This is a genomic window from Bradyrhizobium monzae, assembly GCF_021458635.1.
GTDB lineage: Bacteria > Pseudomonadota > Alphaproteobacteria > Rhizobiales > Xanthobacteraceae > Bradyrhizobium.
Map to the genome: position 1 here is coordinate 910,053 of NZ_JAIRDQ010000002.1, position 20,096 is coordinate 930,148.

Consider the following 20,096-nt stretch of genomic DNA (forward strand, 5'->3'; position numbering starts at 1 on the left):
ACCGCCATGCCGCATTTCACGATCGAATATTCCGCCAACCTCGACAGCCGTCTCGACATTGCCGCCGTCTGCGAAGTCGTGCGCAAGGCGGCGGTCGAGACTGGCATCTTCCCGCTCGGCGGCATCCGCGTCCGCGCCGTCAGGTGTGAGCATTATGCGGTCGCCGATGCCAGGCACGATTACGGCTTTCTCGACATGGTGCTGCGCATCGGCGAGGGCCGCGACCTTCCGACGCGACAGAAGGCCGGAGAGCATGTGTTCCAGGCGTTGTCAAAACATCTCGATCCCGTCTTCGCCGCCAGCAAGTTCGCTTTGTCGTTCGACATGCAGATCAATGACAAGGACACCAGCTGGAAGCGCAACAACATCCACGAAGCTCTGAAAGTGGAGACTGCCCATGGATAAGCCCACGCCCAAAGCCGATGTCTTCCAGGCCAACCGCGATCGCGCAGCACCTCTGCTGAAGAAGCTCGGCGCCGACGGCATCGGTCACATGATCGACGGCAAGATCGTGCCCTCGATCGCCGGCGAGAGGTTTGAGACGAAGTCGCCGGTCGATGGTGCGACGCTCGCAAGCGTTGCCCGCGGCAATGCCGAGGACATCGACGCTGCCGCCACTGCTGCAGCGCTTGCCTTCAAGTCCTGGCGCGACATGGGACCGGCGATGCGGAAGAAGCTGCTGCATCGGGTGGCTGATGCGATCGAGGACAATGCCGAAGACATCGCAGTGCTCGAATGCATCGACACCGGCCAAGCCTATCGCTTCATGGCCAAGGCCGCGATCCGCGCCGCCGAAAACTTTCGCTTCTTCGCCGACAAATGCGCGGAGGCACGCGATGGCCTCAACACGCCGAGCGACGAGCACTGGAATGTCTCGACCCGCGTGCCGATCGGCCCCGTCGGCGTGATCACGCCGTGGAACACGCCATTCATGCTCTCGACCTGGAAGATCGCCCCCGCGCTGGCGGCCGGCTGCACCGTCGTGCACAAGCCGGCCGAATGGTCGCCGGTGACGGCATCCATTCTGTCCAAGCTCGTCAAGGAAGCCGGCGTTCCCGACGGCGTGCTCAACACCGTGCACGGCTTTGGCGAAGAGGCCGGCAAGGCGCTGACCGAGCATCCCGCGATCAAGGCGATCGGCTTCGTCGGAGAGAGCGCGACGGGCTCCGCGATCATGGTTCAGGGCGCACCGACCTTGAAGCGCGTGCATTTCGAGCTCGGCGGCAAGAACCCTGTCATCGTGTTCGACGACGCCGATCTCGACCGCGCCCTCGATGCGGTGGTGTTCATGATCTACTCGCTCAACGGCGAGCGCTGCACCTCGTCGAGCCGCCTGCTGATCCAGGCGAGCACTGCCGAAAAGTTCGTGGAGAAGCTGACCGCGCGCGTGAGGGCGCTCAGGGTCGGTCATCCCCTCGATCCCGCCACCGAGATCGGGCCGCTGATCCACGAGCGGCACCTTGCAAAAGTCTGCTCCTATTTCGACGTCGCACGCCAGGACGGCGCCACGATCGCGGTCGGCGGCAAGGCCTATGACGGCCCGGGCGGCGGACATTATGTCGAGCCCACGCTGGTGACCGGCGCGAGCAGCAAGATGCGCGTGGCGCAGGAGGAGGTGTTCGGTCCCTTCCTCACCGTGCTGCCCTTCAAGGACGAGGCAGAGGCGATCGAGATCGCCAACGACATCCGCTATGGCCTGACCGGCTATGTCTGGACCAACGATGTCGGTCGCGCCTTGCGTGTTGCCGATGCGCTGGAGGCCGGCATGATCTGGCTGAACTCGGAAAACGTCCGCCATCTGCCGACCCCGTTCGGCGGCATGAAGGCCTCAGGCATCGGCCGCGACGGCGGCGATTACTCGTTCGACTTCTACATGGAAACCAAGCACGTCTCGCTGGCGCGGGGCACGCACAAGATTCAGAAACTGGGAATCTGACGCTCGTCGTTCCGAGGGGAAACGCAATGCCCGTACCGCAACACATCTTCGAGCCGCCGTTCAACATCATCCGCTCCAGCCATGTCGTGCTCGACGTGACCGATCTGAAGCTGAGCCGCGCGTTCTACGAGACCGTCGTCGGCCTGCATGTCGAAGACGCCGACGACAATGTGGTGTACCTGCGCGCGGCCGAAGAGCACCAGCATCACTCGCTGGTGCTGCGCAAGGCCGCCGTGTCCGCCTGTAACAGGCTCGGCTTCAAGGTCGGCAACGACGGAGACCTCGACAAGGCGGCAAAGTTCCTCTCCGAGAACGGCCTCGGCTACGCTTTCACTGATCAGCCGTTCCAGGGCCGCACGCTGCAATTCACCGATCCCTTCGGCTTCCAGATCGAGCTCTATGCGTCGATGGACCGGCGGCCGCATCTGCTCCGTCGCTTCGATCTCTACAAGGGCTGTCACCCGCAGCGGCTCGACCATTTCAACGTCTTCGCCGCCGAAGTGCAGGACACCGTCGAGTTCTATGCGCGGCTGGGTTTCCGCCTCACCGAATACGCCGAGGAAGACGGGCCGAACGGCCGCATCGCCGCCGCCTGGATGCATCGCAAGGGCAACGTCCACGATTTCGCCATCACCAACGGCAAGGGCCCGCGGCTGCATCACTTCGCCTACTGGACGCCAACGGCGATGAACATCATCCATCTCTGTGACGTCATGGCCTCGGCAGGCTTTGTGAAGAACATCGAGCGCGGCCCCGGCCGCCACGGCATCTCGAACGCGTTCTTCCTCTACGTCCGCGATCCTGACGGGCACCGCCTCGAGCTCTACACCAGCGATTACTTTACAGGCGATCACGACCACGAGCCGCTGCGCTGGTCGCTGCGCGATCCGCGCCGCCAGACGCTGTGGGGCGCGCCGGCGCCGCGCTCATGGTTCGAGCAAGGCTCGCCGTTCTCGGGGCAGGCCGTGCGTGAGCCAAAGTTCGTGGCCGATGTGCTGGTGGCGGATTAAGCAATGAAGCTCCCTCGCCTCGCCACCTATTCCGTGAAGGGTGAAACCCGCTACGGCGCCGTCCTGGAGGGTGGCATCGTCGATCTCTCCGCGCGCTACGCAAAAGACTATCCGACGTTGCGCGAAGTCATCGCAGCCGGAAAGCTCGTGAGCTTCGCCGAAGAGGCCGCTGGCCGCACGCCAGTTCATGCGCTCAGCGAGATCACCTGGCTGCCGCCGGTGCCGGCGCCGGAAAAGATCATCTGCATCGGCGTCAACTATCCCGACCGCAATGCCGAGTACAAGGACGGCCAGGACGCGCCGAAATATCCGAGCATGTTCATGCGCTCGCCCCGTTCCTTCGTCGGCCACGACACGCCGCTGGTGCGGCCGCGCGCATCCGCGCAGCTCGACTACGAGGGCGAGATCGTGCTGGTGATCGGCAAGCCCGGCCGGCACATCAAGGAGAGTGCCGCACTCGACCACATCACGGCGCTCACGCTCTGCAACGAAGGCTCGGTGCGCGACTGGCTGCGCCACGCCAAATTCAACGTCACGCAGGGCAAGAATTTCGATTCCAGCGGCAGCCTCGGGCCGTGGCTCGTACCCTACACAAGGGAATCCCAGATCGCCGACATCCGCCTCACCACGCATGTCAACGGCGAACTGCGGCAGGACGACCGTACCAGCCGCCTGATGTTTCCGTTCCGCTATCTCATCAGCTATATCTCGACCTTCGCGACGCTGGTTCCCGGCGACATCATCGTCACGGGCACGCCGACCGGCGCCGGTGCGCGGTTCGATCCGCCGCGTTACCTGAAGCCTGGTGACGTCATCGAGGTCGCAGCCGAGGGCATCGGATCCTTACGCAACGGTGTCGTCGACGAAGCCTAACAATCGAAGTGGAATAATATGATGACCACCCTCACCGGCGGCGAAGCGATCGTAAGCGGGCTCGTCGCCCATGGCGTCGACACCGTGTTCGGCCTGCCCGGCGCGCAGGTCTACGGCCTGTTCGACGCCTTCCACCAGGCCCAGCTCAAGGTGATCGGGGCACGGCACGAGCAGGCCTGTGGCTACATGGCGTTCGGCTATGCACGCGCCAGCGGCAGGCCCGGCGTGTTCAGCGTTGTGCCCGGCCCCGGCGTGCTCAACGCCAGCGCGGCGCTACTCACCGCCTACGGCTGCAACGAGCCGGTGCTGTGCGTGACCGGCCAGGTGCCGACGCAGTTTCTCGGCAAGGGCCGCGGCCATCTGCACGAGATGCCGGACCAGCTCGCCACCTTGCGCACCTATGTGAAATGGGCCGATCGCATCGAACATCCCGGCAATGCGCCGACGACCGTGGCGCGTGCTTTCCAGGAGATGACATCGGGACGGCGCGGCCCCGCCTCGGTCGAAATGCCCTGGGACATTTTTACTCAGCGCGCCGACACGGCCGCCGCGCAGGTGCTGGAGCCCCTGCCCGCACCCCGGCCCGACCCTGACATGATCAAGCAGGCCGCAGCGCTGATCAAGCGCAGTAAGGCGCCGATGATCTTCGTCGGCAGCGGCGCGATCGACGCGCGCGAGGAGATCCTCGAGCTCGCCGAGATGATCGACGCACCCGTCGTCGCCTTCCGCAGCGGCCGCGGCATCGTCTCCAATGCGCATGACCTCGGCCTCACCATGGCCGCCGCCTACAAGTTGTGGCCGAAGACGGATCTGATGATCGGCATCGGCTCGCGGCTGGAGCTGCCGACCATGTCGCGCTGGCCCTATCGCCCCGACGGGTTGAAGAGCATCCGCATCGACATCGATCCGGTCGAGATGCGGCGCTTCATCTCCGACACCGCCATCGTCGCCGATGCGAAGGCGGCCACGGCCGATCTCGCCGCCGCCGTCAGCAAGGCCGGCTACAGCAAGACCGCCGGCCGCCGCGCCGCGATCCGCGAGGCGACGGCGATCGCACAGCAGGAGATCCAGCGCATCCAGCCGCAGATGGCGTATCTGAACATCCTGCGCGACGTATTGCCGGCGAACGCGATCGTGACCGACGAGCTGTCGCAGTTCGGCTTCGCTTCCTGGTACGGCTTTCCGATCTACGAGCCGCGCACCTTCATCACCTCGGGCTATCAGGGCACGCTCGGCTCCGGCTTCCCGACCGCGCTCGGCGCCAAGGTCGCCAATCCCGACAAGCCGGTGGTGGCGATCACCGGCGACGGCGGCTTCATGTTCGGCGTGCAGGAGCTTGCCACCGCCGTGCAGTTCAACATCGGCGTGGTGACGCTGGTGTTCAACAACAACGCCTACGGCAATGTCCGCCGCGACCAGCGCGAACGCTTTGACGGCCGCGTGGTGGCATCCGATCTCGTCAATCCGGACTTCGTCAAGCTTGCAGAGTCTTTCGGCGTTGCTGCCGCGCGCGTCACCGCGCCGAACCAGTTCAAGGCGGCGATGGAGAAGGCGCTTAGCCATGGCGGACCGTATCTGATCTCGGTCGAGGTGACTCGGGACTCCGAAGTCAGTCCGTGGGCGTTCATTCACCCGCCGAAACCTTAAACGTCAGCGCGTCCTGCGAAACGTCAGATTGATCCGCTTGCGGCCGAGCAGCGCATGCTCGCCGTCGGCGAGCGGCGCGACGCCGTGATAGGCGAGCCTGTTGGCGCCGCCCCAGACCACGACGTCGCCATGGACGAGCCGGAAGCGGCGCGGCTTGTCACTGCGCGCCAGTCCGCCGAACAGAAAGGTTGCGGGCAGCCCGAGCGAGACCGAGACGATCGGTGCCGAATAATCCAGCTCGTCCTTGTCCTGATGCAGCGACAGCCGCGTGCCGGGCTCGTAGCGATTGACGAGGCACGCGTCGGGCGCAAAGTTTTCGAAGCCACCCTCCTCCGCAGCGTGGCGGGCCAGATCACGGAGCACCGGCGGCATCGCGGGCCATGGCGCCTCGGTCCGCGGATCGATCGGATCATAGCGATAGCCGGTGTGATCGGTGATCCAGCCGCGCTCGCCGCAATTGGTCATCGCGACCGACATCAGATGACCGCCGGGCGTGGTCATGCGGCGGAACGGCGATTGCGCCACGATGGCGCGCACGGCCTCGATCAGCTCACCCTCGATCGGCTTGACGAAGCCGCGCAACAGCACGGCGCCGTCGGCGATTTTTTCGCGCGACGGCTGCGCCTCGGCAACATGATCGAACAAATCTGCCGTCAACGGTTCCGCTCATTTGGCATCGTGAAAAATCACACCCAGCGTGTGGCGCTGGCCGGACCTGATCCGGCTGACGCCATGGCGCAGATTAACGCGATACGTACCGCGTGTGCCCTGCACCGGGCGATGATGCACAGCGAAGGCAACCGCGTCGCCCTGCGCCAGCGGCACCACCTCGGCGCGCGACTGCATGCGCGGGCGCTGCTCGGTCAGCACGAACTCGCCGCCGCTGAAATCGCGACCGGGCTCGGACAGGAGGATCGCCACCTGGAGCGGGAACACGTGCTCGCCGTAGAGGTCCTGATGCAGGCAGTTGTAGTCGCCAGCCTCATATTGCAGCAGCAAGGGCGTCGGGCGCGCCTGCCCCGCTTCATGGCAGCGCTTGAGGAAAGCCGCATGCGCCGTGGGATAGCGGATGTCGATCCCCATCGCCTCGTTCCAGCGATTGGCGACATCCTGGAGATGCGCGTAGAGCGTGGGGCGCAGCTGCGCGATCAGATCAGGCAGCGGATAGGCAAAATATTTGTACTCGCCGCGGCCAAAGCCATGGCGGCCCATCACGATGCGGCTGCGGAAGTGCGCGTCGTCGGGATAGAGGGCGGTGACAGAGCGACATTGATCCGGCGTCAGCAGGCCCTTCAGGACCGCGCAGCCCTGGGTGTCGAGTTCGCCGGTGATTTGGGGCCAGCCGAGGGCATCGACGTGGTCGATGACGTCGACGGAGAGCTTATCGGGGGATTTGCGTGCTGCTGCTGTCATGGCCGCCACCTTCGCAAAGCAATCCCGCCCTTTGCCACCCGATTCCCGACTCTCTTCCCGTCATTGCGAGGAGCCCTTGCGACGAAGCAATCCAGAATCCCTCCGCGGAACCAGTCTGGATTGCTTCGCTTCGCTCGCAATGACGCGGAGAGAGACGTCTCAGCCCCTCACCGGAAGCGTCACCACATCGTAGCCGTGCTTGATCGTCCGCTTCAGCACGGGATCCTCCAGCTCGAAATCGAAGCGATCCGCCGGGCGGATGCCGCCCTTGGCCGCAAATGTGCCGCCGAACATGGCGCAGCCGTCGGGGAATTTCCCACCCTCGAAGCCGCGCGCGATGAGGTCGGCGACCGGCAGCATCGCGTCCAGCGTGCCTTCCTGGTAGAGCACGCGCTCGCCTTTGATGGTGGCGTAGGAGCGCAGGATCATCCTGTCCCAATGGCCGATGACGTCCTCGAGCTCCCACAGCGTGGAAGCGATCGGCTTGTCGCACATCTGCTTGGACACCGTGACGTTATAGGCCTCGACCTTACGGTCGGTGTGGTCGGAGCCGCAGCCGACGAGGACGCGGCCCTGCCAGCCGATCAGCGCGAACTCGACCTCGCCGGAGGAATCGCCGCCGGTGCATTCGATGCTGTCCTCCTGGGTCAGCCGCCGCGCCGAGGCGCGGTAGTAGATCGGCGTCGAGGCCGGCGGGGCGATGCCCATCTCCTGCAGCTCGGCAATATGCTTGTCGCGCGCGACCGGATCGCGGCCGGTCCAGCCGGCGATGACCATCTGGTCGATCGCCAAAGTCAGCGGCGTGTTGGTGTCCTGGGCATCGACGGTGAAAGTCAGGTCAAACACGAATGACGGCCTCCATGCCGGCAGCAAGTTCAAAGATACGACGGTCGGATCCGCCCGCGCCCGCAAGCATCAGGCCGACGGGGACGTCGCCCGCGCGATGTGCCGGCAGCGAGATGGCGCAGCCGTCGATCATGTTGATCAGGGTGCAGTTGCGCAGCGCGCGCAGGTTTTGCGTGGTGAACGCCTTGTCGTCGGCGAGATCCGAAATCTTCGGCGGCGTGTTGGCGGTGGTCGGCAGCACCAGCGCGTCATAGGGCGCGATGCGCGCATTGACGCGGGCGATCAGCGAGCGGCGCTCGTTGAGGAGATCGATGTAGTCGGCTGCGCTCTGCGCCTCGCCGCGCATGATGCGCACGGAGACCCTGGGGTCGTAGACGTCGCCCTTGGACGTGATGAGATAGCGATGCCAGGCATAGCTTTCGGACGCGGCAAAGCCGCCCTTGGCGTTCATCGGTCCGATATCGTGGAATTCGGCCATCTCGATGCGCTCGATGATGGCGCCGTGATCGGCGAGCGACTTCAGCGCGCGCTCGAAGGTATCGGCCACGGGCGCGTCGAGGTCGTCGAGCGCGATCGTGGTCGGCACCGCAAGCCGCATGCCTTTCACGGGACGCGGCTTCAGCGCAACGATCGGCTCGTTCGCGAGCACGGCGTCGAGAATGGCACAGCAGCTGACCGATCGCGCCAACGGCCCGATGCTGTCGAGCGAGAACGACAGCGGCACCGCGCCATCGAGCGGCACGCGGCGCTGCGTCGGCTTGTAGCCGACGATACCGTTATAGGCCGCGGGAATGCGGCAGGAACCGCCGGTATCGGTGCCGAGCGCGCCATGCGCCATGCCGTCGAGCACGGAGACCGCCGCGCCCGAGGACGAGCCGCCGGGCACGTGGCCTTCGGCCCGGTTCCAGGCGCCTTTCGGCGTACCGTAGTGCGGATTGATGCCGATGCCGGAATAGGCGAACTCGGTCATGTTGGTGCGCCCGATCACGACAAAGCCAGCCTTGCGGAGCCGCGCAACGGTGGCGGCATCCTGCTCTGCGGGCGGCGAATCGTCGAGCGCGCGGGAGCCTGCGCGCGTCACCTGGCCCTTGATGTCGAAGAGATCCTTGATCGAGACCGGAATACCGGCATAGCGCGACGGCGCAGCCTTGGCCTTGCGCAAGGCGTCCATTGCGTCCGCCGTCGCAAGCGCGGCGTCCTTGTCGACATGGATGAAGGTGCGCTGGCCCTCGCCGGCGGGATCGGCGATCTTGGCGATGCACGCCTCGACCAGTTTTCGGGAGGTCGTGCGGCCGCTTTCGAGGTCGTCGGCGAGCTTCGCCAGTGTCGGAAAATCGGGCATGTCTGTCTCACGGAATATTGCACGCGCAATCTATAGCGCCGGCTCAGTTCGACACAAGCATTGTGCGCATGATGGCATGCATGCTGCCTGCTGGACCGTTGACGCACGATAGCCGATTGTCGCATCAAGATCGAAACAGGCGGGCGCGAAGCCTGTCCTTTGGGAGGTTTTCCGAGATGGCCGAACCGCAGCGTGCGCGACCGAAACCGACGCCGGAAACCCAGCATTTCTGGGATGGCACGAAAGCGGGCGAACTGCGCCTGCAGCGCTGCGACGCCTGCGCACATGTCTACTTCCCTCCGCGGCCGTTCTGCCCGTCCTGCGCCGCGCGCAAGGTCTCCGTGTTCAAGGCGAGCGGCAAGGGTTTTCTCTACAGCTACGTGATCAACCACCGCCCCGCCGCGCCCGGTTTCACGCCGCCTTACGCGATCGCGGTGGTCGAGTTGGCCGAGGGGCCGCGGATGATGAGCAATATCATCGATTGCCCGCAGACGCCGGAGGCGCTCGAGCTTGACATGAAGCTCGAGGTCGCGTTCGAGGCACTTGACGACAAGATCACCCTCCCCGTGTTCCGTCCGGCGAAGGGATAAACCATGCGCAAGAACCAGGTTGCCGTCGTCGGTGCGGCCGAGACCACCGAGCTCGGCGTCATCCCCAACGCCTCACAGCTCCAGCTTCACGCGGATGCGGCGCTCAACGCCATCGCTGATGCCGGACTGAAACTCTCGGACATCGACGGCTTTGCCACCGCGGTCGAGACACCGCAGCAGGTCTGTCACTATCTCGGCATCAAGCCAACCTGGGTCGATGGCACCTCGGTCGGCGGCTGCTCCTTCATGCTGCACGTCCGCCATGCCGCGGCGGCGATCGAGGCTGGTCTCTGCAAGACGGTGCTGATCACGCATGCCGAGAGCGGCAAGTCGATGATCGGCAAGGCGCCACGCTCGATCCCTGCAGACAGCCTGCAAGGCCAGTTCGAGGCACCGTTCGGAGTTTACGGCCCGCCCAGCATGTTCCCGATCCCCGTGCTGCGCTTCATGAAGACCTACGGCATCACGCATGAGCAGATCGCCTCGGTCGCGGTCGTCCAGCGCGAATGGGCGGCGAAGAATCCGCGGGCGATGATGAAGGACCCGATCACGGTCGCCGACGTCCTCAACTCGCGCATGATTGCCTATCCGTTCCGCCTGCTGCAATGCTGCCTCGTCACCGACGGCGGCGGCGCGCTGATCCTGACCTCGGCCGACCGCGCCAAGGATTTTCCGCGCAAGCCCGTCTACATCATGGGCACCGGCGAGAGCGTCGAGACGCCGATGGTCAGCCAGATGGAGACATTTAATTCCTCGCGTGCCTTCAAGACGGCAGGTCCCCTCGCCTTCAAGGAGGCCGGAATCGCCCACAAGGACGTCGATCATCTCATGATCTACGACGCATTCGCGCATCTGCCGCTGTTCGGCCTCGGCGACCTCGGCTTCATGCCGCACGAGGAGACCGGCAAGTTCATCGCGGACGGCAATACGCGCCCCGGCGGCAAGCTGCCGCTCAACACCAATGGCGGCGGCCTGTCCTACATGCATTCCGGCATGTACGGCATGTATGCGCTCCAAGAGAGTGTGCGCCAGATGCGCGGCATCGCGCCGGCACAGGTGCCGAATGCGAAGATTTCGGTGTGCCACGGCGTCGGCGGCATGTTCGCGGCGAGTGGCACGATCGTGTTTACGAACGAGAGGTAACCCACATGAGCAAATCACTGCAGGACAAGGTCATCATCGTCACCGGCGCAGGCCGCGGCATCGGGCGCGAGATCGCGCTGCTTTGCGCAGCCGAAGGCGCCAAGGTCGTCGTCAACGATCCCGGCGGGGCCGCCGATGGTGCCGGTACAAGCGCCACGCCCGCCGAGGAAGTGGTCGAGGAGATCAAGAAGCGCGGCGGCATTGCCGTCCCCAACTTCGAGTCGGTGGCGGAAGCCGTCCCGGCGAGCAAGATCGTGAAGACCGCGACCGATCATTTCGGCCGGCTCGACGGCGTCGTCAACAATGCCGGCATCTTGCGCGACATGATCTTCCACAAGATGAGCGTGGAGGCGTTCGAGGCCGTCATCAAGGTGCATCTGATGGGCTCGTTCTACGTTTCGCACGCCGCCGCACGCATCTTCCGCGAGCAGGAGTCCGGCTCCTTCGTGCACTTCACCTCGACCTCCGGCCTGATCGGCAACTTTGGCCAGGCCAACTACGCCGCCGCCAAGCTCGGCATCATCGGCCTGTCCAAGTCGATCGCACTCGACATGGGCCGCTTCAACGTCCGCTCCAACTGCGTCTCGCCGTTCGCCTGGACCCGCATGATCGGTACCATCCCGACCGAGACCGAGGCCGAGAAGGCGCGCGTCGAGAAGATCAAGCAGATGGGCCCCGAGAAGATCGCGCCGATCTGCGCTTACCTGCTCTCTGATGCCGCCAAGGACGTCTCCGGCCAGATCTTCGGCGCGCGCATGAACGAGCTGTTCCTGTTCAGCCAGAACCGCCCGCTGCGCTCGGTTCATCGCGGCGAAGGCTGGACGCCGCAATCGATCGCGGAACATGGCATGCCGGCGCTGAAGGGCTCGTTCTACAGGCTCGACCGCTCGGCCGACATCTTCCCGTGGGATCCGGTCTAAACGGATTCCCGGCTTTTGTTGCGCTGCGATCTCCGGTTGTCCGACCGGAGATCGCCCGCATTACGCCCGATTGCGGGCGAATGGTTTCCTTCCAACAAACAAAAATGGGAGGCGACTATGACAAAATCACTGACCATTGCTACCGGCACTGACGAGCCCCATCTCGGGCGCCGCACTCTCCTGAAAGGCGCGGCGGCTGCGGTGGCCGCGACAGGCGTCACCATGAACGCGGCCTTGGCGGCCACCGTCGCGCCGTTGGGCCAGACCGGCACGCCGACGAGGTCGACGGCGCCATTGCCCCTGGGACCACTTCCCGGCAGCCGCTACCCGGACTCCCACCTCGAATCCGCCAAGAAGGGAGGACCGCCAACGTTCGGCCCCCCCGGTTTCCCGGCCTTCGCCGGCACCATGGCGGTCGAGCGTGTCGCAACCGGCTTCCGATGGGCCGAGGGCCCGGTCTACTTCCCGGCCGGGCGGTACGTGCTGTTCAGCGACATTCCCAACAACCGGATCATGCGCTTCTCGGAGGATGACGGTCACTGCAGTGTGTACCGCCAACCGTCGATGAATTCGAACGGTAACACGATCGATCGCGAAGGACGTTTGCTTACATGCGAGCATAGCGGCCGACGGGTCACTCGCACCGAACTCGACGGCTCGATCACGATCATCGCCGACAAATACAATGGCAAGAAGCTGAATTCGCCGAATGATGTGATCGTCACCTCCGATGGCGCGATCTGGTTCACCGATCCGGCCTATGGCATCGGCGGCTATTACGAAGGCGTCAAGGCCGATCCTGAGCAGGAAAAGCACAACGTCTACCGGGTGGATCCGAAATCCGGAGACGTCAAGGTTGTTGCCGACGATTTCGTGGAGCCCAATGGCATCGCGGCTTCGCCCGACGAGAAGAAGCTCTATGTCATCGACACCGGCTTTACGGACGGGCCGGAGAACCCGTCGCATATCCGCGTGTTCGATCTCGATGTCGCGGGCGGAAAGATATCGAACGGCAAGGTCTTTGCTGAGATGCCAAAGCCCAGCATTACCGACGGATTGCGAACTGACACAGCCGGACGCGTTTGGTGCTCCGTCGGTTGGGGCGATCCGAATGAAGACGGGGTGCGTTGCTACACTCCGGAGGGTGATCTGCTCGGCAAGATTCACATTCCGGAAACCGTCGCCAACCTCTGCTTCGGCGGCCAGCAGCGAAATCGGCTGTACATCTGCGGATCGAGTTCACTCTACGCGGTCTATACGGGTGTGCAGGGCGCAATGAAGCCATGAGCGAATAGCGAGTGGGAGCGGCGAATAGTTGGCGGCACGCCCTTCTGTTCGCTACTCCCCCTCAACCCGTATTCCTCAGCCCCGCCGAAATACCATTGATCGTGAGCTGAATCCCGCGCAGCACCTGCTCGTCCGGGTTCTGCGCGCGGTGCGCCCTCAAAAGCTCGACCTGCACGTGGTTGAGCGGGTCGAGATAAGGGAAGCGGTGACGCACGGAGCGCTCCAGCAGCGGGTTGCCTTGCAGCAGCCGGTCCTGATCCATGATGTCGAGCAACGTCTCGATGCAGGAATGCCATTCGCGGCGGATACGGCCGAAGATCTTCTCGCGCAGGGCTTCGTCCGGCACCAGCTCGGCATAGCGCGAGGCGATCGCGATCGAGCTTTTCGCCAGCACCATGTCCATGTTCGACAGCAGCATGCGGAAGAACGGCCATTCCTTGTAGAGCTCTTTCAGGAACGGCATGCCCTTGTCCGGATGTTCCGCGATCCATTGCTCGACCGCGCTGCCAAAGCCGTACCAGCCCGGCAGCATCAGGCGGCACTGCGCCCAGGAGAACACCCAGGGGATCGCGCGCAAATCCTCGATCGCGCGGGTCTTCTTGCGCGAGGCCGGACGGCTGCCGATATTCAGCGTCGCGATCTCGTTGATCACGGTCGAGCCCCAGAAATAATCGACAAAACCGTCGGTCTCGTAGACGAGGCCGCGATAGGCCTTGAAGGCGAGATTTGAAAGCTCGTCCATCGCAGTGAGATATTCGCGGCGCGGCGCGCTCTGGCTCGGCTGCAACAGGCTCGCATCCAGCGTCGCCGCCGCCAGGATTTCGAGATTGTTGCGACCAACCTCCGCGTTGGAATATTTCGACGAGATGATCTCGCCCTGCTCGGTGATGCGGATCTGGCCGTTCACCGCGCCGCCCGGCTGGGCGACGATGGCGTCGTAGCTCGGTCCGCCGCCGCGGCCGACGGAGCCGCCGCGACCGTGGAACAGGCGCAGGCGGACGCCATGGCGCTCGAACACGTCGACGAGGCCGATCTCGGCCTTGTAGAGCTCCCAGCCCGAGGTGACGAAGCCGCCATCCTTGTTCGAGTCGGAATAGCCGAGCATGACCTCCTGCACGCTGCCGCGGCTGTCGACGAGGCGGCGGTAATCGTGCAGCGACAGCATGCGATCCATGATGCCGCTTGACGCCTGCAGATCCTCGATGGTCTCGAACAGTGGCACGATGTTGATGGCGCTGCGGCCGGACGGATGGACCAGGCCCACCTCCTTCAGCAGCACCGCGACCTCGAGCATGTCGGACATGCCCTTGCACATCGAGATGATGCATTGGGGAATGGCATCCGAGCCGAACTTCGCATGCGCTTCTGCTGCGGCATGGAAGACGTTCAGTTCGCCCATGGTCTCGTCGCTGTACTTGACGAACGGCGACACCAGCGCGCGCGTAGAACGCAATTCGTTGGTGAGCAGCGAGATGCGCGCGTCCTCGCCGAGCGCGAGATAGGACATGCCGGGATTGGCGGCATCCATCAGCTCGGCGATGGTGCGTTCGTGCACCGCCGAGTTCTGGCGGATGTCGAGCCGCGCCAGATGGAAGCCGAAGCAATCCACTGCGCGCCGCAACAGCCGCAGCCGGCCGCGGGCGATGACGCGGGCGTTGTTGGAGATCAGCGAGCGGTGCAGCACGTCGAGATCGGCCTGAAGCTCTTTGACGCTCTCATAGGGCGCGCCCTTGCCGACGGGACGGCGGGTGATCTCGACCTCGAGCTTCTCGGCCGTCGCCGTCAGGCGGGCATAGATGCCGGAGACCGCCAGGCGATAGGGCTCGCCGCTCCGGTGCGGCGACGTATCGGGCGAGCGCTCCGCCAGCGTGCGCAGCTCTTCCGAGACGTCGGCGAGATGGGCTGCGATCGACAGCTCCGAGCCGAGCACGTGCAGCTCGTTCAGATAAAACTGCATCACGCGGCTTGACTGCAGGCGCAGCGTGCCGCGCATCACGTCGGCGGTCACGAAGGGATTGCCGTCGCGGTCGCCGCCGATCCAGCTGCCCATGCGCAGGAACGAGGCGAGCTCGCTGGCCGCCTGCTCGCCGCCCTCCTCCAGCCGGTCTTCCAGCACATTGACCAGCCGCGGCACCTCGCGCAGGAAGGTGTAATCGTAGAACGACAAGCCGTTGGCGACCTCGTCGAGCACGGTGAGCTTGGTCCGGCGCAACAGATTGGTCTGCCACAGCGTCAGCACCTCGCGGCGCAGCTGCTCGTCGCTCGCGTCGGCCTCGTCCGCGGTCAAGGAGACCCGCTCGCGGCGATCGAGCAGGCTAGCGACCTCCATCTCGCGGTCCATGGTGCTTTTGCGGCGGACTTCGGTCGGGTGGGCCGTCAGCACCGGACTGACCAGCGCGCTCTTGAAGAAATTGCGCAGCATGTCGGTGCTGATTCCCGCACCCTTGGCCTTGGCCAGCGTCTCCGCCAGCACGCCGGAGCCGCCGCCCTTGCCGGCACGCATCTGGCGGATGTTGTTCTGGTCCTCGGCGATGTTGGCGAGGTGGGAGAAGTAGCTGAAGGCACGGACGATCCGCACCGTCTCGGAGGTCGACATACTGTCGAGGATCTGCTCGAGCTCGCGGCGCGCTACCCGGTCCTCGTCGCGGTGAAACCGGATCGAGGTCTGCCGGATGCGCTCGACCAGGTCGAACACATCTGCGCCCTCCTGGTCGCGCACCGTGTCGCCCAGGATGCGCCCGAGCAGGCGGATATCGTCCCGCAGCCGCACATCAGCTTCCAGCGCCTGGGCGTCCTCAGGGCGGTTGGAGCGCGGCTCAGCGGCGTCGGACGGTACTGTCTGGAGGGACATGGCTGGCTCCTCTTGTAGAGCTCCCAATGGCTCCCCGGCCTAACGAGTGTGCGATATTTGTCTACCGCGGTGCAAGATGAACTTGGTGGCGGCGCGGCAACACGGCTGACCCTGGCAGGATGGGTCTCGCACAGCGGCGCGCGCACACTTTCTCCGTCTCGCAGCGCAGGCGCTCGAAGCTTTGCTGTCCGGTTTCGCCCTCATCGAGAAGAAGGGGCGCAGGGAAGGCCGGGCGCCGGCAGGCACCCAGGGTCCGCACGCGAGAAACGCACGCGGGTTGACCACAGGTGACGCCGGGACATCCCGGCCTTCCCTGCGCAATGGTTTTACGGCGTATGGCGCGCTCTCCCCGGGGAGCGATGCACTATTGCCCCCGTCGCCTTGCGGATGACCGATGCGCGCGCCCGGTCGGGCAGCTCACATCGCCGCAAGCCTTGACGCAACAGACTCCGGGCGTCAGGACCACACGCTTTTGCCGTCCGCGGACGTCCCTCCCCAATCATTCGGAAGCTCGCGCGTGCTCGCCTCCGAAGCCGAAAGAAACGCTGTGACGGCGTCGTGTCGATCCCGCGGATCGCGATGGTTCACGGGTTTAGCCCGCCCTGCCATCCCGTCACGCGTCGGCGCTGCCGCGTCCATCGCATCCCGGCCTACGTATCGTGACGATCGCGAAACGCCCCTCTGACGGGCCGGGATGCTTTGCGGTTTACCCGAAACTACGAATTCGGTCAATCAGAATATTTGATGTTCCGTCCTTGACCTTCATATGGCTGTTTTGCCCGTCGGATGACGCGAGACTCGGTGGACGCAGCATTGTCTGGCCGTGCTGAAGCGAGCACTACACTCCGGGTGACCTCGCCGCCCAAGCCTTGGTGGCCTGGCAGCTTTCCATCGCCCGGGCGTAGGCCGGGCGTGCCGTCGTGCGGGCGAGATAGTCCCGCTCGGTCGAACCGGGGACGTAATTGCCAGTTCGCAGGCCGAGCAGGAGGGCGTAGCTCACCGAGATATCGGCAGCCGTGAATCGGTTGCCGGCGAGATAGGGGCAATCCGCGAGGCGGCGGATAACCAAACCCAGCCGGCTCTCGAATGTCTCGCGTGCCCAGCGTGTAACCCGGGCATCTCGCTCGGCTTCGGGCGCCAGTTCGCGACCGACAAAGACGGCGTTCATCGGCCCGGCGAGCCCAGCCTCGCCCAAATGGAGAAATTGCAGATAGGAAGCGAAGGCGGGATCGTCCGGGGCGACGGCGAGCGAACCTGAGCCGTGGCGGGCGAGCAGGTACTCAAGAATCGCGATCGATTCGACCATGATCGTCTCGCCGTCCTGCAGTGCGGGAATGAAGCCTGCGGGGTTGATCGCGAGGAAATCGCGATCATTCTCGACTGCGAGCAGATCGACCGGGCGCAGCCGATAAGCCAATCCTAATTCTTCGAGGAGCCAAATAACGCGGAAGCCACGACCTTCGCCATAGACGGTGAGCATAGTTGAGCGTTCCCGGATTGGGCTAGATGTACAAATTCGCAGAGGTGATCCGGTCGTGCAATGGATTATCGATGGCGCATCATACGCTCAAGGCTTGACGCATATTCGTCATCCTACAGCGCGGGCCCTTCCCGCTTTACAGGTTCACGAGCGAGGCCGGGGGCATTTTCGCTGTCTCAGGGCTGCAGGAGCGATAGGAGCCTTTGACGGTCTTGATCGCGCAGGCGCTGGCATTCACGCAGCCGTTCCAACTCCTTTTCAGCGCTTGCAGTATTTTGACCTTCCCGTTTCAAGTCGAGAACCAGCCGCTCCTGTTCTGCAAGCTGGCGCTCTCCTGCGACCACGTCGCGCTCAACACGGCTCAATTCGTCATAGATCGAGGTTCTGTCCATCGAGCGCTCCACGGTGCTCGATCAACCCGATCCACGTTTCAGCGTTCCTCGCTTTTTGCCGTTTTTTCCCAACCATTTTGACGGCCTGCCGTATCGTCCCATCAACCGCACTCTCGATTCAACGAGCACCTCATGCGGAGACACGTCTGGTCCTGTGTCGCGCTACAATCACCGTGGCATTCGTCACGGCTGGTGGGGGCGTCGACAACATGAGGGATCCTGCCCTCCGTCAGGACCGAACCGGCTGCCCGATTGCAAGAAGGTTGCCTTCGCTGTCGCGGAACCAGGCGCCTCGCTCACCAATACCCTTGCTGGCGTAATTCCCGGCTATCTCGGCAATTCCATCGACAGTCTTCAGGCCCGGCAGGTCATAGTCCTCGAACTTCACTCCCCGCACGCGAAGCTCGCGCACCGTCGCCTCGACGTCCTCGACTTCCCAGCCCATCTGCGTGTGCGTGCCCGATTGCACTCCGGCCGAGACGAATACTGCAAACTCGCCACTTGCGCAGATGTAGCGTAGTCCACCCTCGCGTTGTTCGACCGGGTCGAGCCCGAGTTTCTCGGAATAGAACGCCCGCGCCCGATCCAGGTCCTTGGCTGGAAGACGAGTGGCCACCTTCGCTTTCCCTAGCATCCTTCTCTCCTTCTGAGTTCAACAAGAGTTGGGCGCGTCGAAGATCAGGCGCGGCGAGGTCCACTTCATCGCCAAAAGCTGACGCCTGCGAAACGGGAGCCTAGGCCGGCACGATTACCTTGCCGATCGGCCAGAGCGCGATGCCCGCGAGCTTCAGGTGGGCCCAGGCGAAGGGAATGCCGATGATGGTGATGGCGAAAATCACGGCCGTCAGGACGTGGCCGAGCGCCAGCCACCAGCCGGCCAGCACGAACCAGATGATGTTGCCGATCACCCCGAGCGGGCCGGTGCCGATATCGCCCGCGCCGGTGACCTGGTCGCGGTTAACCGCTCGCGAGCCGAACGGCAACAGCGTATAAATGGCGATGTTGAACGCCGCCCGCGCCCAGGGCAGGCCGATGATGGTGATGGCCATGATGACGGACGCCACCAGCCAGCCGAACGCCATCCAGGCGCCGCCGACAAGGATCCAGAGCACGTTGAGCAGAAGGGAAACGGGGGCCATGAGACTTGGGAACCTTGGGATGATCCGGGATCAATGAGCCCTCTTATAGCACAACCTCCGCAGTCATAGTCCATGACGCCGGCTGCGTTCGGCACGCAGCGATGTGGCGACAAATCCAACATCCTCGATCCCGCGCGAAATTTCCTTCGCGCAAAGCCACAGCGTCACTGCGGCCGCACCGATCGCCGCCAGACCCGAGATGAGAACAGGATTGGGACAGAATATGACGAGAACATTATCGAGCGGACCGGACCCGGTTGGCCAGCCCGGACTGCAAGACGATGCCAAAGCCAAACCGCAAAGCAGGATGGTGACGGCGTTCGCTCCAGCCAGGGCGATCACGACGATCGCAAGACCCTTCCTCATGGAGAGAACGAGATCAACCGCCTTCACGACCGCACAGCCTGCGACCACGACGACGATGGCCGGGCCCCATCCGGACATCCCGGCGGCGATGGCCTGGGCCTGACCGTTCCAGGCCCACACTGCCGCCACACAGGCCAACAGGGTGAGATTGACCTTCACGACTTCGGGAAACTTGCAACGAAGCGCGTAAGGATTCGCCTTCTCGATCAGGTCCAGCAATGCGCAGGCTATCAACCCGGCCGCAAAACCACCGAGATGGACACCCCAGTCGATCCGCGAATTGCCGAGCGCAAACGCGATGTTCAATCCGATGTTGATCGCGAAGAAGTCGAACCCGACATCGAGCTTGCCGAGAATCCACAGGCAGAGCAGCGCGCCCAAAATGCCCGACGTGGCGCCGGACGCGCCAACGGTCAAATAGGGCGTGGAATGGATGCCATTGCCGATGACGGCGCCGAACACCATCGCGCTGAGATAGATGATGAGGAAATAGGCCGGCCCGACCCGCCGCTCGAGATGCCCACCCCACAGCACGAGGCACAGCATGTTCATGGTGAGGTGGACGAAGTTGACGTGCAGGAAGCCATAGGCGAGCAGGCGCCAGTACTCATGCCGCCCGATCGCGCCCGAATACATGCCGCCATAGCGATAGAGCAGCTCCGCCGACGCCGCCGGACCGCCCGCCTGGATGAAGCAAAATCCTGATGCAAGGACAGTCAGCGTCATCAGCGCGTAGACGGCCGCATGAGGGACTTCGAAGGAGCTGGCGCGATATGAGGGCATCGGTGATCGCATGCGGTTGGCTTGGGAACGCCAAACTAGCCGAGCCGATCACTAATTGCTACTCCAGCGTGCGTGATC

The 20,096-nt window shown here is 64.2% G+C and carries 19 protein-coding genes; 9 read left to right on the forward strand and 10 right to left on the reverse strand.

Annotated features, from left to right (window positions below; translation table 11 throughout):
- Nucleotides 1-6: 6 nt before the first annotated feature.
- Genes K3F49_RS13250 through K3F49_RS13270 form a run of 5 tightly spaced genes read left to right on the forward strand, consistent with a single transcriptional unit; the run spans nucleotide 7 to nucleotide 5,466 of the window.
- Complete coding sequence (locus K3F49_RS13250; protein WP_234681354.1) at nucleotides 7-405, forward strand: 5-carboxymethyl-2-hydroxymuconate Delta-isomerase; 399 nt, start codon at nucleotides 7-9, stop codon at nucleotides 403-405.
- Complete coding sequence (gene hpaE, locus K3F49_RS13255; RefSeq protein ID WP_234681355.1) at nucleotides 398-1,936, forward strand: 5-carboxymethyl-2-hydroxymuconate semialdehyde dehydrogenase; 1,539 nt, start codon at nucleotides 398-400, stop codon at nucleotides 1,934-1,936. The genes K3F49_RS13250 and hpaE overlap by 8 nt, the downstream gene beginning before the upstream one ends.
- 26 nt (nucleotides 1,937-1,962) lie before the next feature.
- Nucleotides 1,963-2,946, forward strand: coding sequence for a 3,4-dihydroxyphenylacetate 2,3-dioxygenase (hpaD, locus tag K3F49_RS13260; protein WP_234681356.1), 984 nt, complete (start codon nucleotides 1,963-1,965; stop codon nucleotides 2,944-2,946).
- 3 nt (nucleotides 2,947-2,949) lie between these two features.
- A complete protein-coding gene (locus tag K3F49_RS13265) occupies nucleotides 2,950-3,819 on the forward strand; it encodes a fumarylacetoacetate hydrolase family protein (protein WP_234681357.1) in 870 nt (289 codons plus the stop codon).
- Nucleotides 3,820-3,840: 21 nt separating this feature from the next.
- The gene (locus K3F49_RS13270) at nucleotides 3,841-5,466 is read left to right on the forward strand and encodes a thiamine pyrophosphate-dependent enzyme (RefSeq protein WP_234681358.1); all 1,626 of its coding nucleotides are present in this window, start codon (nucleotides 3,841-3,843) and stop codon (nucleotides 5,464-5,466) included.
- Between the two features lie 3 nt (nucleotides 5,467-5,469).
- On the opposite strand, the gene alkB is transcribed toward K3F49_RS13270, so the two are convergent.
- The 4 genes from alkB to K3F49_RS13290 all read right to left on the reverse strand — a co-directional run bounded on the left by alkB (nucleotide 5,470) and on the right by K3F49_RS13290 (nucleotide 9,067).
- On the reverse strand, nucleotides 5,470-6,123 hold the full coding sequence (alkB, locus tag K3F49_RS13275; protein ID WP_234681359.1) for a DNA oxidative demethylase AlkB: 654 nt from the start codon (nucleotides 6,121-6,123) through the stop codon (nucleotides 5,470-5,472).
- A 9-nt stretch (nucleotides 6,124-6,132) separates the two neighbouring features.
- Entirely contained in the window at nucleotides 6,133-6,879 is a 747-nt protein-coding gene (locus K3F49_RS13280; RefSeq protein WP_234681360.1) for a 2OG-Fe(II) oxygenase, read from the reverse strand.
- A gap of 159 nt (nucleotides 6,880-7,038) precedes the next feature.
- On the reverse strand, nucleotides 7,039-7,725 hold the full coding sequence (locus K3F49_RS13285; RefSeq protein WP_234681361.1) for a DUF2848 domain-containing protein: 687 nt from the start codon (nucleotides 7,723-7,725) through the stop codon (nucleotides 7,039-7,041).
- A complete protein-coding gene (locus K3F49_RS13290; protein WP_234681362.1) occupies nucleotides 7,718-9,067 on the reverse strand; it encodes an amidase in 1,350 nt (449 codons plus the stop codon). The genes K3F49_RS13285 and K3F49_RS13290 overlap by 8 nt, the downstream gene beginning before the upstream one ends.
- Nucleotides 9,068-9,243: 176 nt before the next feature.
- Here K3F49_RS13290 and K3F49_RS13295 point away from each other — a divergent pair, with 176 nt between their 5' ends.
- From K3F49_RS13295 to K3F49_RS13310, 4 genes are all read left to right on the forward strand, one after another.
- Nucleotides 9,244-9,657, forward strand: coding sequence for a Zn-ribbon domain-containing OB-fold protein (locus tag K3F49_RS13295; protein WP_234681363.1), 414 nt, complete (start codon nucleotides 9,244-9,246; stop codon nucleotides 9,655-9,657).
- A 3-nt stretch (nucleotides 9,658-9,660) separates the two neighbouring features.
- On the forward strand, nucleotides 9,661-10,800 hold the full coding sequence (locus K3F49_RS13300; protein WP_234681364.1) for a thiolase C-terminal domain-containing protein: 1,140 nt from the start codon (nucleotides 9,661-9,663) through the stop codon (nucleotides 10,798-10,800).
- A gap of 5 nt (nucleotides 10,801-10,805) precedes the next feature.
- The gene (locus K3F49_RS13305; RefSeq protein WP_234681365.1) at nucleotides 10,806-11,720 is read left to right on the forward strand and encodes an SDR family oxidoreductase; all 915 of its coding nucleotides are present in this window, start codon (nucleotides 10,806-10,808) and stop codon (nucleotides 11,718-11,720) included.
- 117 nt (nucleotides 11,721-11,837) lie between these two features.
- Complete coding sequence (locus tag K3F49_RS13310) at nucleotides 11,838-13,007, forward strand: SMP-30/gluconolactonase/LRE family protein (RefSeq protein ID WP_234681442.1); 1,170 nt, start codon at nucleotides 11,838-11,840, stop codon at nucleotides 13,005-13,007.
- Between the two features lie 61 nt (nucleotides 13,008-13,068).
- Here the strand turns inward: K3F49_RS13310 and ppc are convergent, their stop codons facing one another.
- The 6 genes from ppc to K3F49_RS13340 all read right to left on the reverse strand — a co-directional run bounded on the left by ppc (nucleotide 13,069) and on the right by K3F49_RS13340 (nucleotide 20,018).
- Nucleotides 13,069-15,858, reverse strand: coding sequence for a phosphoenolpyruvate carboxylase (ppc, locus tag K3F49_RS13315; protein ID WP_234681366.1), 2,790 nt, complete (start codon nucleotides 15,856-15,858; stop codon nucleotides 13,069-13,071).
- A gap of 838 nt (nucleotides 15,859-16,696) precedes the next feature.
- Nucleotides 16,697-17,338, reverse strand: a complete 642-nt coding sequence (locus tag K3F49_RS13320) for a glutathione S-transferase family protein (RefSeq protein ID WP_234681367.1) — start codon at nucleotides 17,336-17,338, stop codon at nucleotides 16,697-16,699.
- Between the two features lie 176 nt (nucleotides 17,339-17,514).
- Nucleotides 17,515-17,730 carry a hypothetical protein gene (locus K3F49_RS13325; RefSeq protein WP_234681368.1) on the reverse strand — a complete coding sequence of 72 codons (216 nt, stop codon included), beginning with the start codon at nucleotides 17,728-17,730 and terminating at the stop codon, nucleotides 17,515-17,517.
- A gap of 229 nt (nucleotides 17,731-17,959) precedes the next feature.
- Nucleotides 17,960-18,364, reverse strand: a complete 405-nt coding sequence (locus tag K3F49_RS13330) for a VOC family protein (RefSeq protein WP_234681369.1) — start codon at nucleotides 18,362-18,364, stop codon at nucleotides 17,960-17,962.
- Between the two features lie 100 nt (nucleotides 18,365-18,464).
- Nucleotides 18,465-18,869, reverse strand: a complete 405-nt coding sequence (locus K3F49_RS13335; protein ID WP_234681370.1) for a YccF domain-containing protein — start codon at nucleotides 18,867-18,869, stop codon at nucleotides 18,465-18,467.
- 63 nt (nucleotides 18,870-18,932) lie between these two features.
- Nucleotides 18,933-20,018: a rhomboid family intramembrane serine protease gene (locus tag K3F49_RS13340; RefSeq protein WP_234681371.1), complete on the reverse strand. Its 1,086-nt coding sequence runs from the start codon at nucleotides 20,016-20,018 to the stop codon at nucleotides 18,933-18,935.
- Between the last annotated feature and the right edge of the window lie 78 nt (nucleotides 20,019-20,096).

Coding starts and splice junctions, on each gene's coding strand:
- K3F49_RS13250 (WP_234681354.1), top strand. CDS start 7: ATGCCGCATTTCACGATCGAATATTCCGCCAACCTCGACAGCCGTCTC.
- hpaE (WP_234681355.1), top strand. CDS start 398: ATGGATAAGCCCACGCCCAAAGCCGATGTCTTCCAGGCCAACCGCGAT.
- hpaD (WP_234681356.1), top strand. CDS start 1,963: ATGCCCGTACCGCAACACATCTTCGAGCCGCCGTTCAACATCATCCGC.
- K3F49_RS13265 (WP_234681357.1), top strand. CDS start 2,950: ATGAAGCTCCCTCGCCTCGCCACCTATTCCGTGAAGGGTGAAACCCGC.
- K3F49_RS13270 (WP_234681358.1), top strand. CDS start 3,841: ATGACCACCCTCACCGGCGGCGAAGCGATCGTAAGCGGGCTCGTCGCC.
- K3F49_RS13280 (WP_234681360.1), bottom strand. CDS start 6,879: ATGACAGCAGCAGCACGCAAATCCCCCGATAAGCTCTCCGTCGACGTC.
- K3F49_RS13290 (WP_234681362.1), bottom strand. CDS start 9,067: ATGCCCGATTTTCCGACACTGGCGAAGCTCGCCGACGACCTCGAAAGC.
- K3F49_RS13295 (WP_234681363.1), top strand. CDS start 9,244: ATGGCCGAACCGCAGCGTGCGCGACCGAAACCGACGCCGGAAACCCAG.
- K3F49_RS13300 (WP_234681364.1), top strand. CDS start 9,661: ATGCGCAAGAACCAGGTTGCCGTCGTCGGTGCGGCCGAGACCACCGAG.
- K3F49_RS13305 (WP_234681365.1), top strand. CDS start 10,806: ATGAGCAAATCACTGCAGGACAAGGTCATCATCGTCACCGGCGCAGGC.
- K3F49_RS13310 (WP_234681442.1), top strand. CDS start 11,838: ATGACAAAATCACTGACCATTGCTACCGGCACTGACGAGCCCCATCTC.
- ppc (WP_234681366.1), bottom strand. CDS start 15,858: ATGTCCCTCCAGACAGTACCGTCCGACGCCGCTGAGCCGCGCTCCAAC.
- K3F49_RS13320 (WP_234681367.1), bottom strand. CDS start 17,338: ATGCTCACCGTCTATGGCGAAGGTCGTGGCTTCCGCGTTATTTGGCTC.
- K3F49_RS13325 (WP_234681368.1), bottom strand. CDS start 17,730: ATGGACAGAACCTCGATCTATGACGAATTGAGCCGTGTTGAGCGCGAC.
- K3F49_RS13330 (WP_234681369.1), bottom strand. CDS start 18,364: ATGCTAGGGAAAGCGAAGGTGGCCACTCGTCTTCCAGCCAAGGACCTG.
- K3F49_RS13335 (WP_234681370.1), bottom strand. CDS start 18,869: ATGGCCCCCGTTTCCCTTCTGCTCAACGTGCTCTGGATCCTTGTCGGC.
- K3F49_RS13340 (WP_234681371.1), bottom strand. CDS start 20,018: ATGCCCTCATATCGCGCCAGCTCCTTCGAAGTCCCTCATGCGGCCGTC.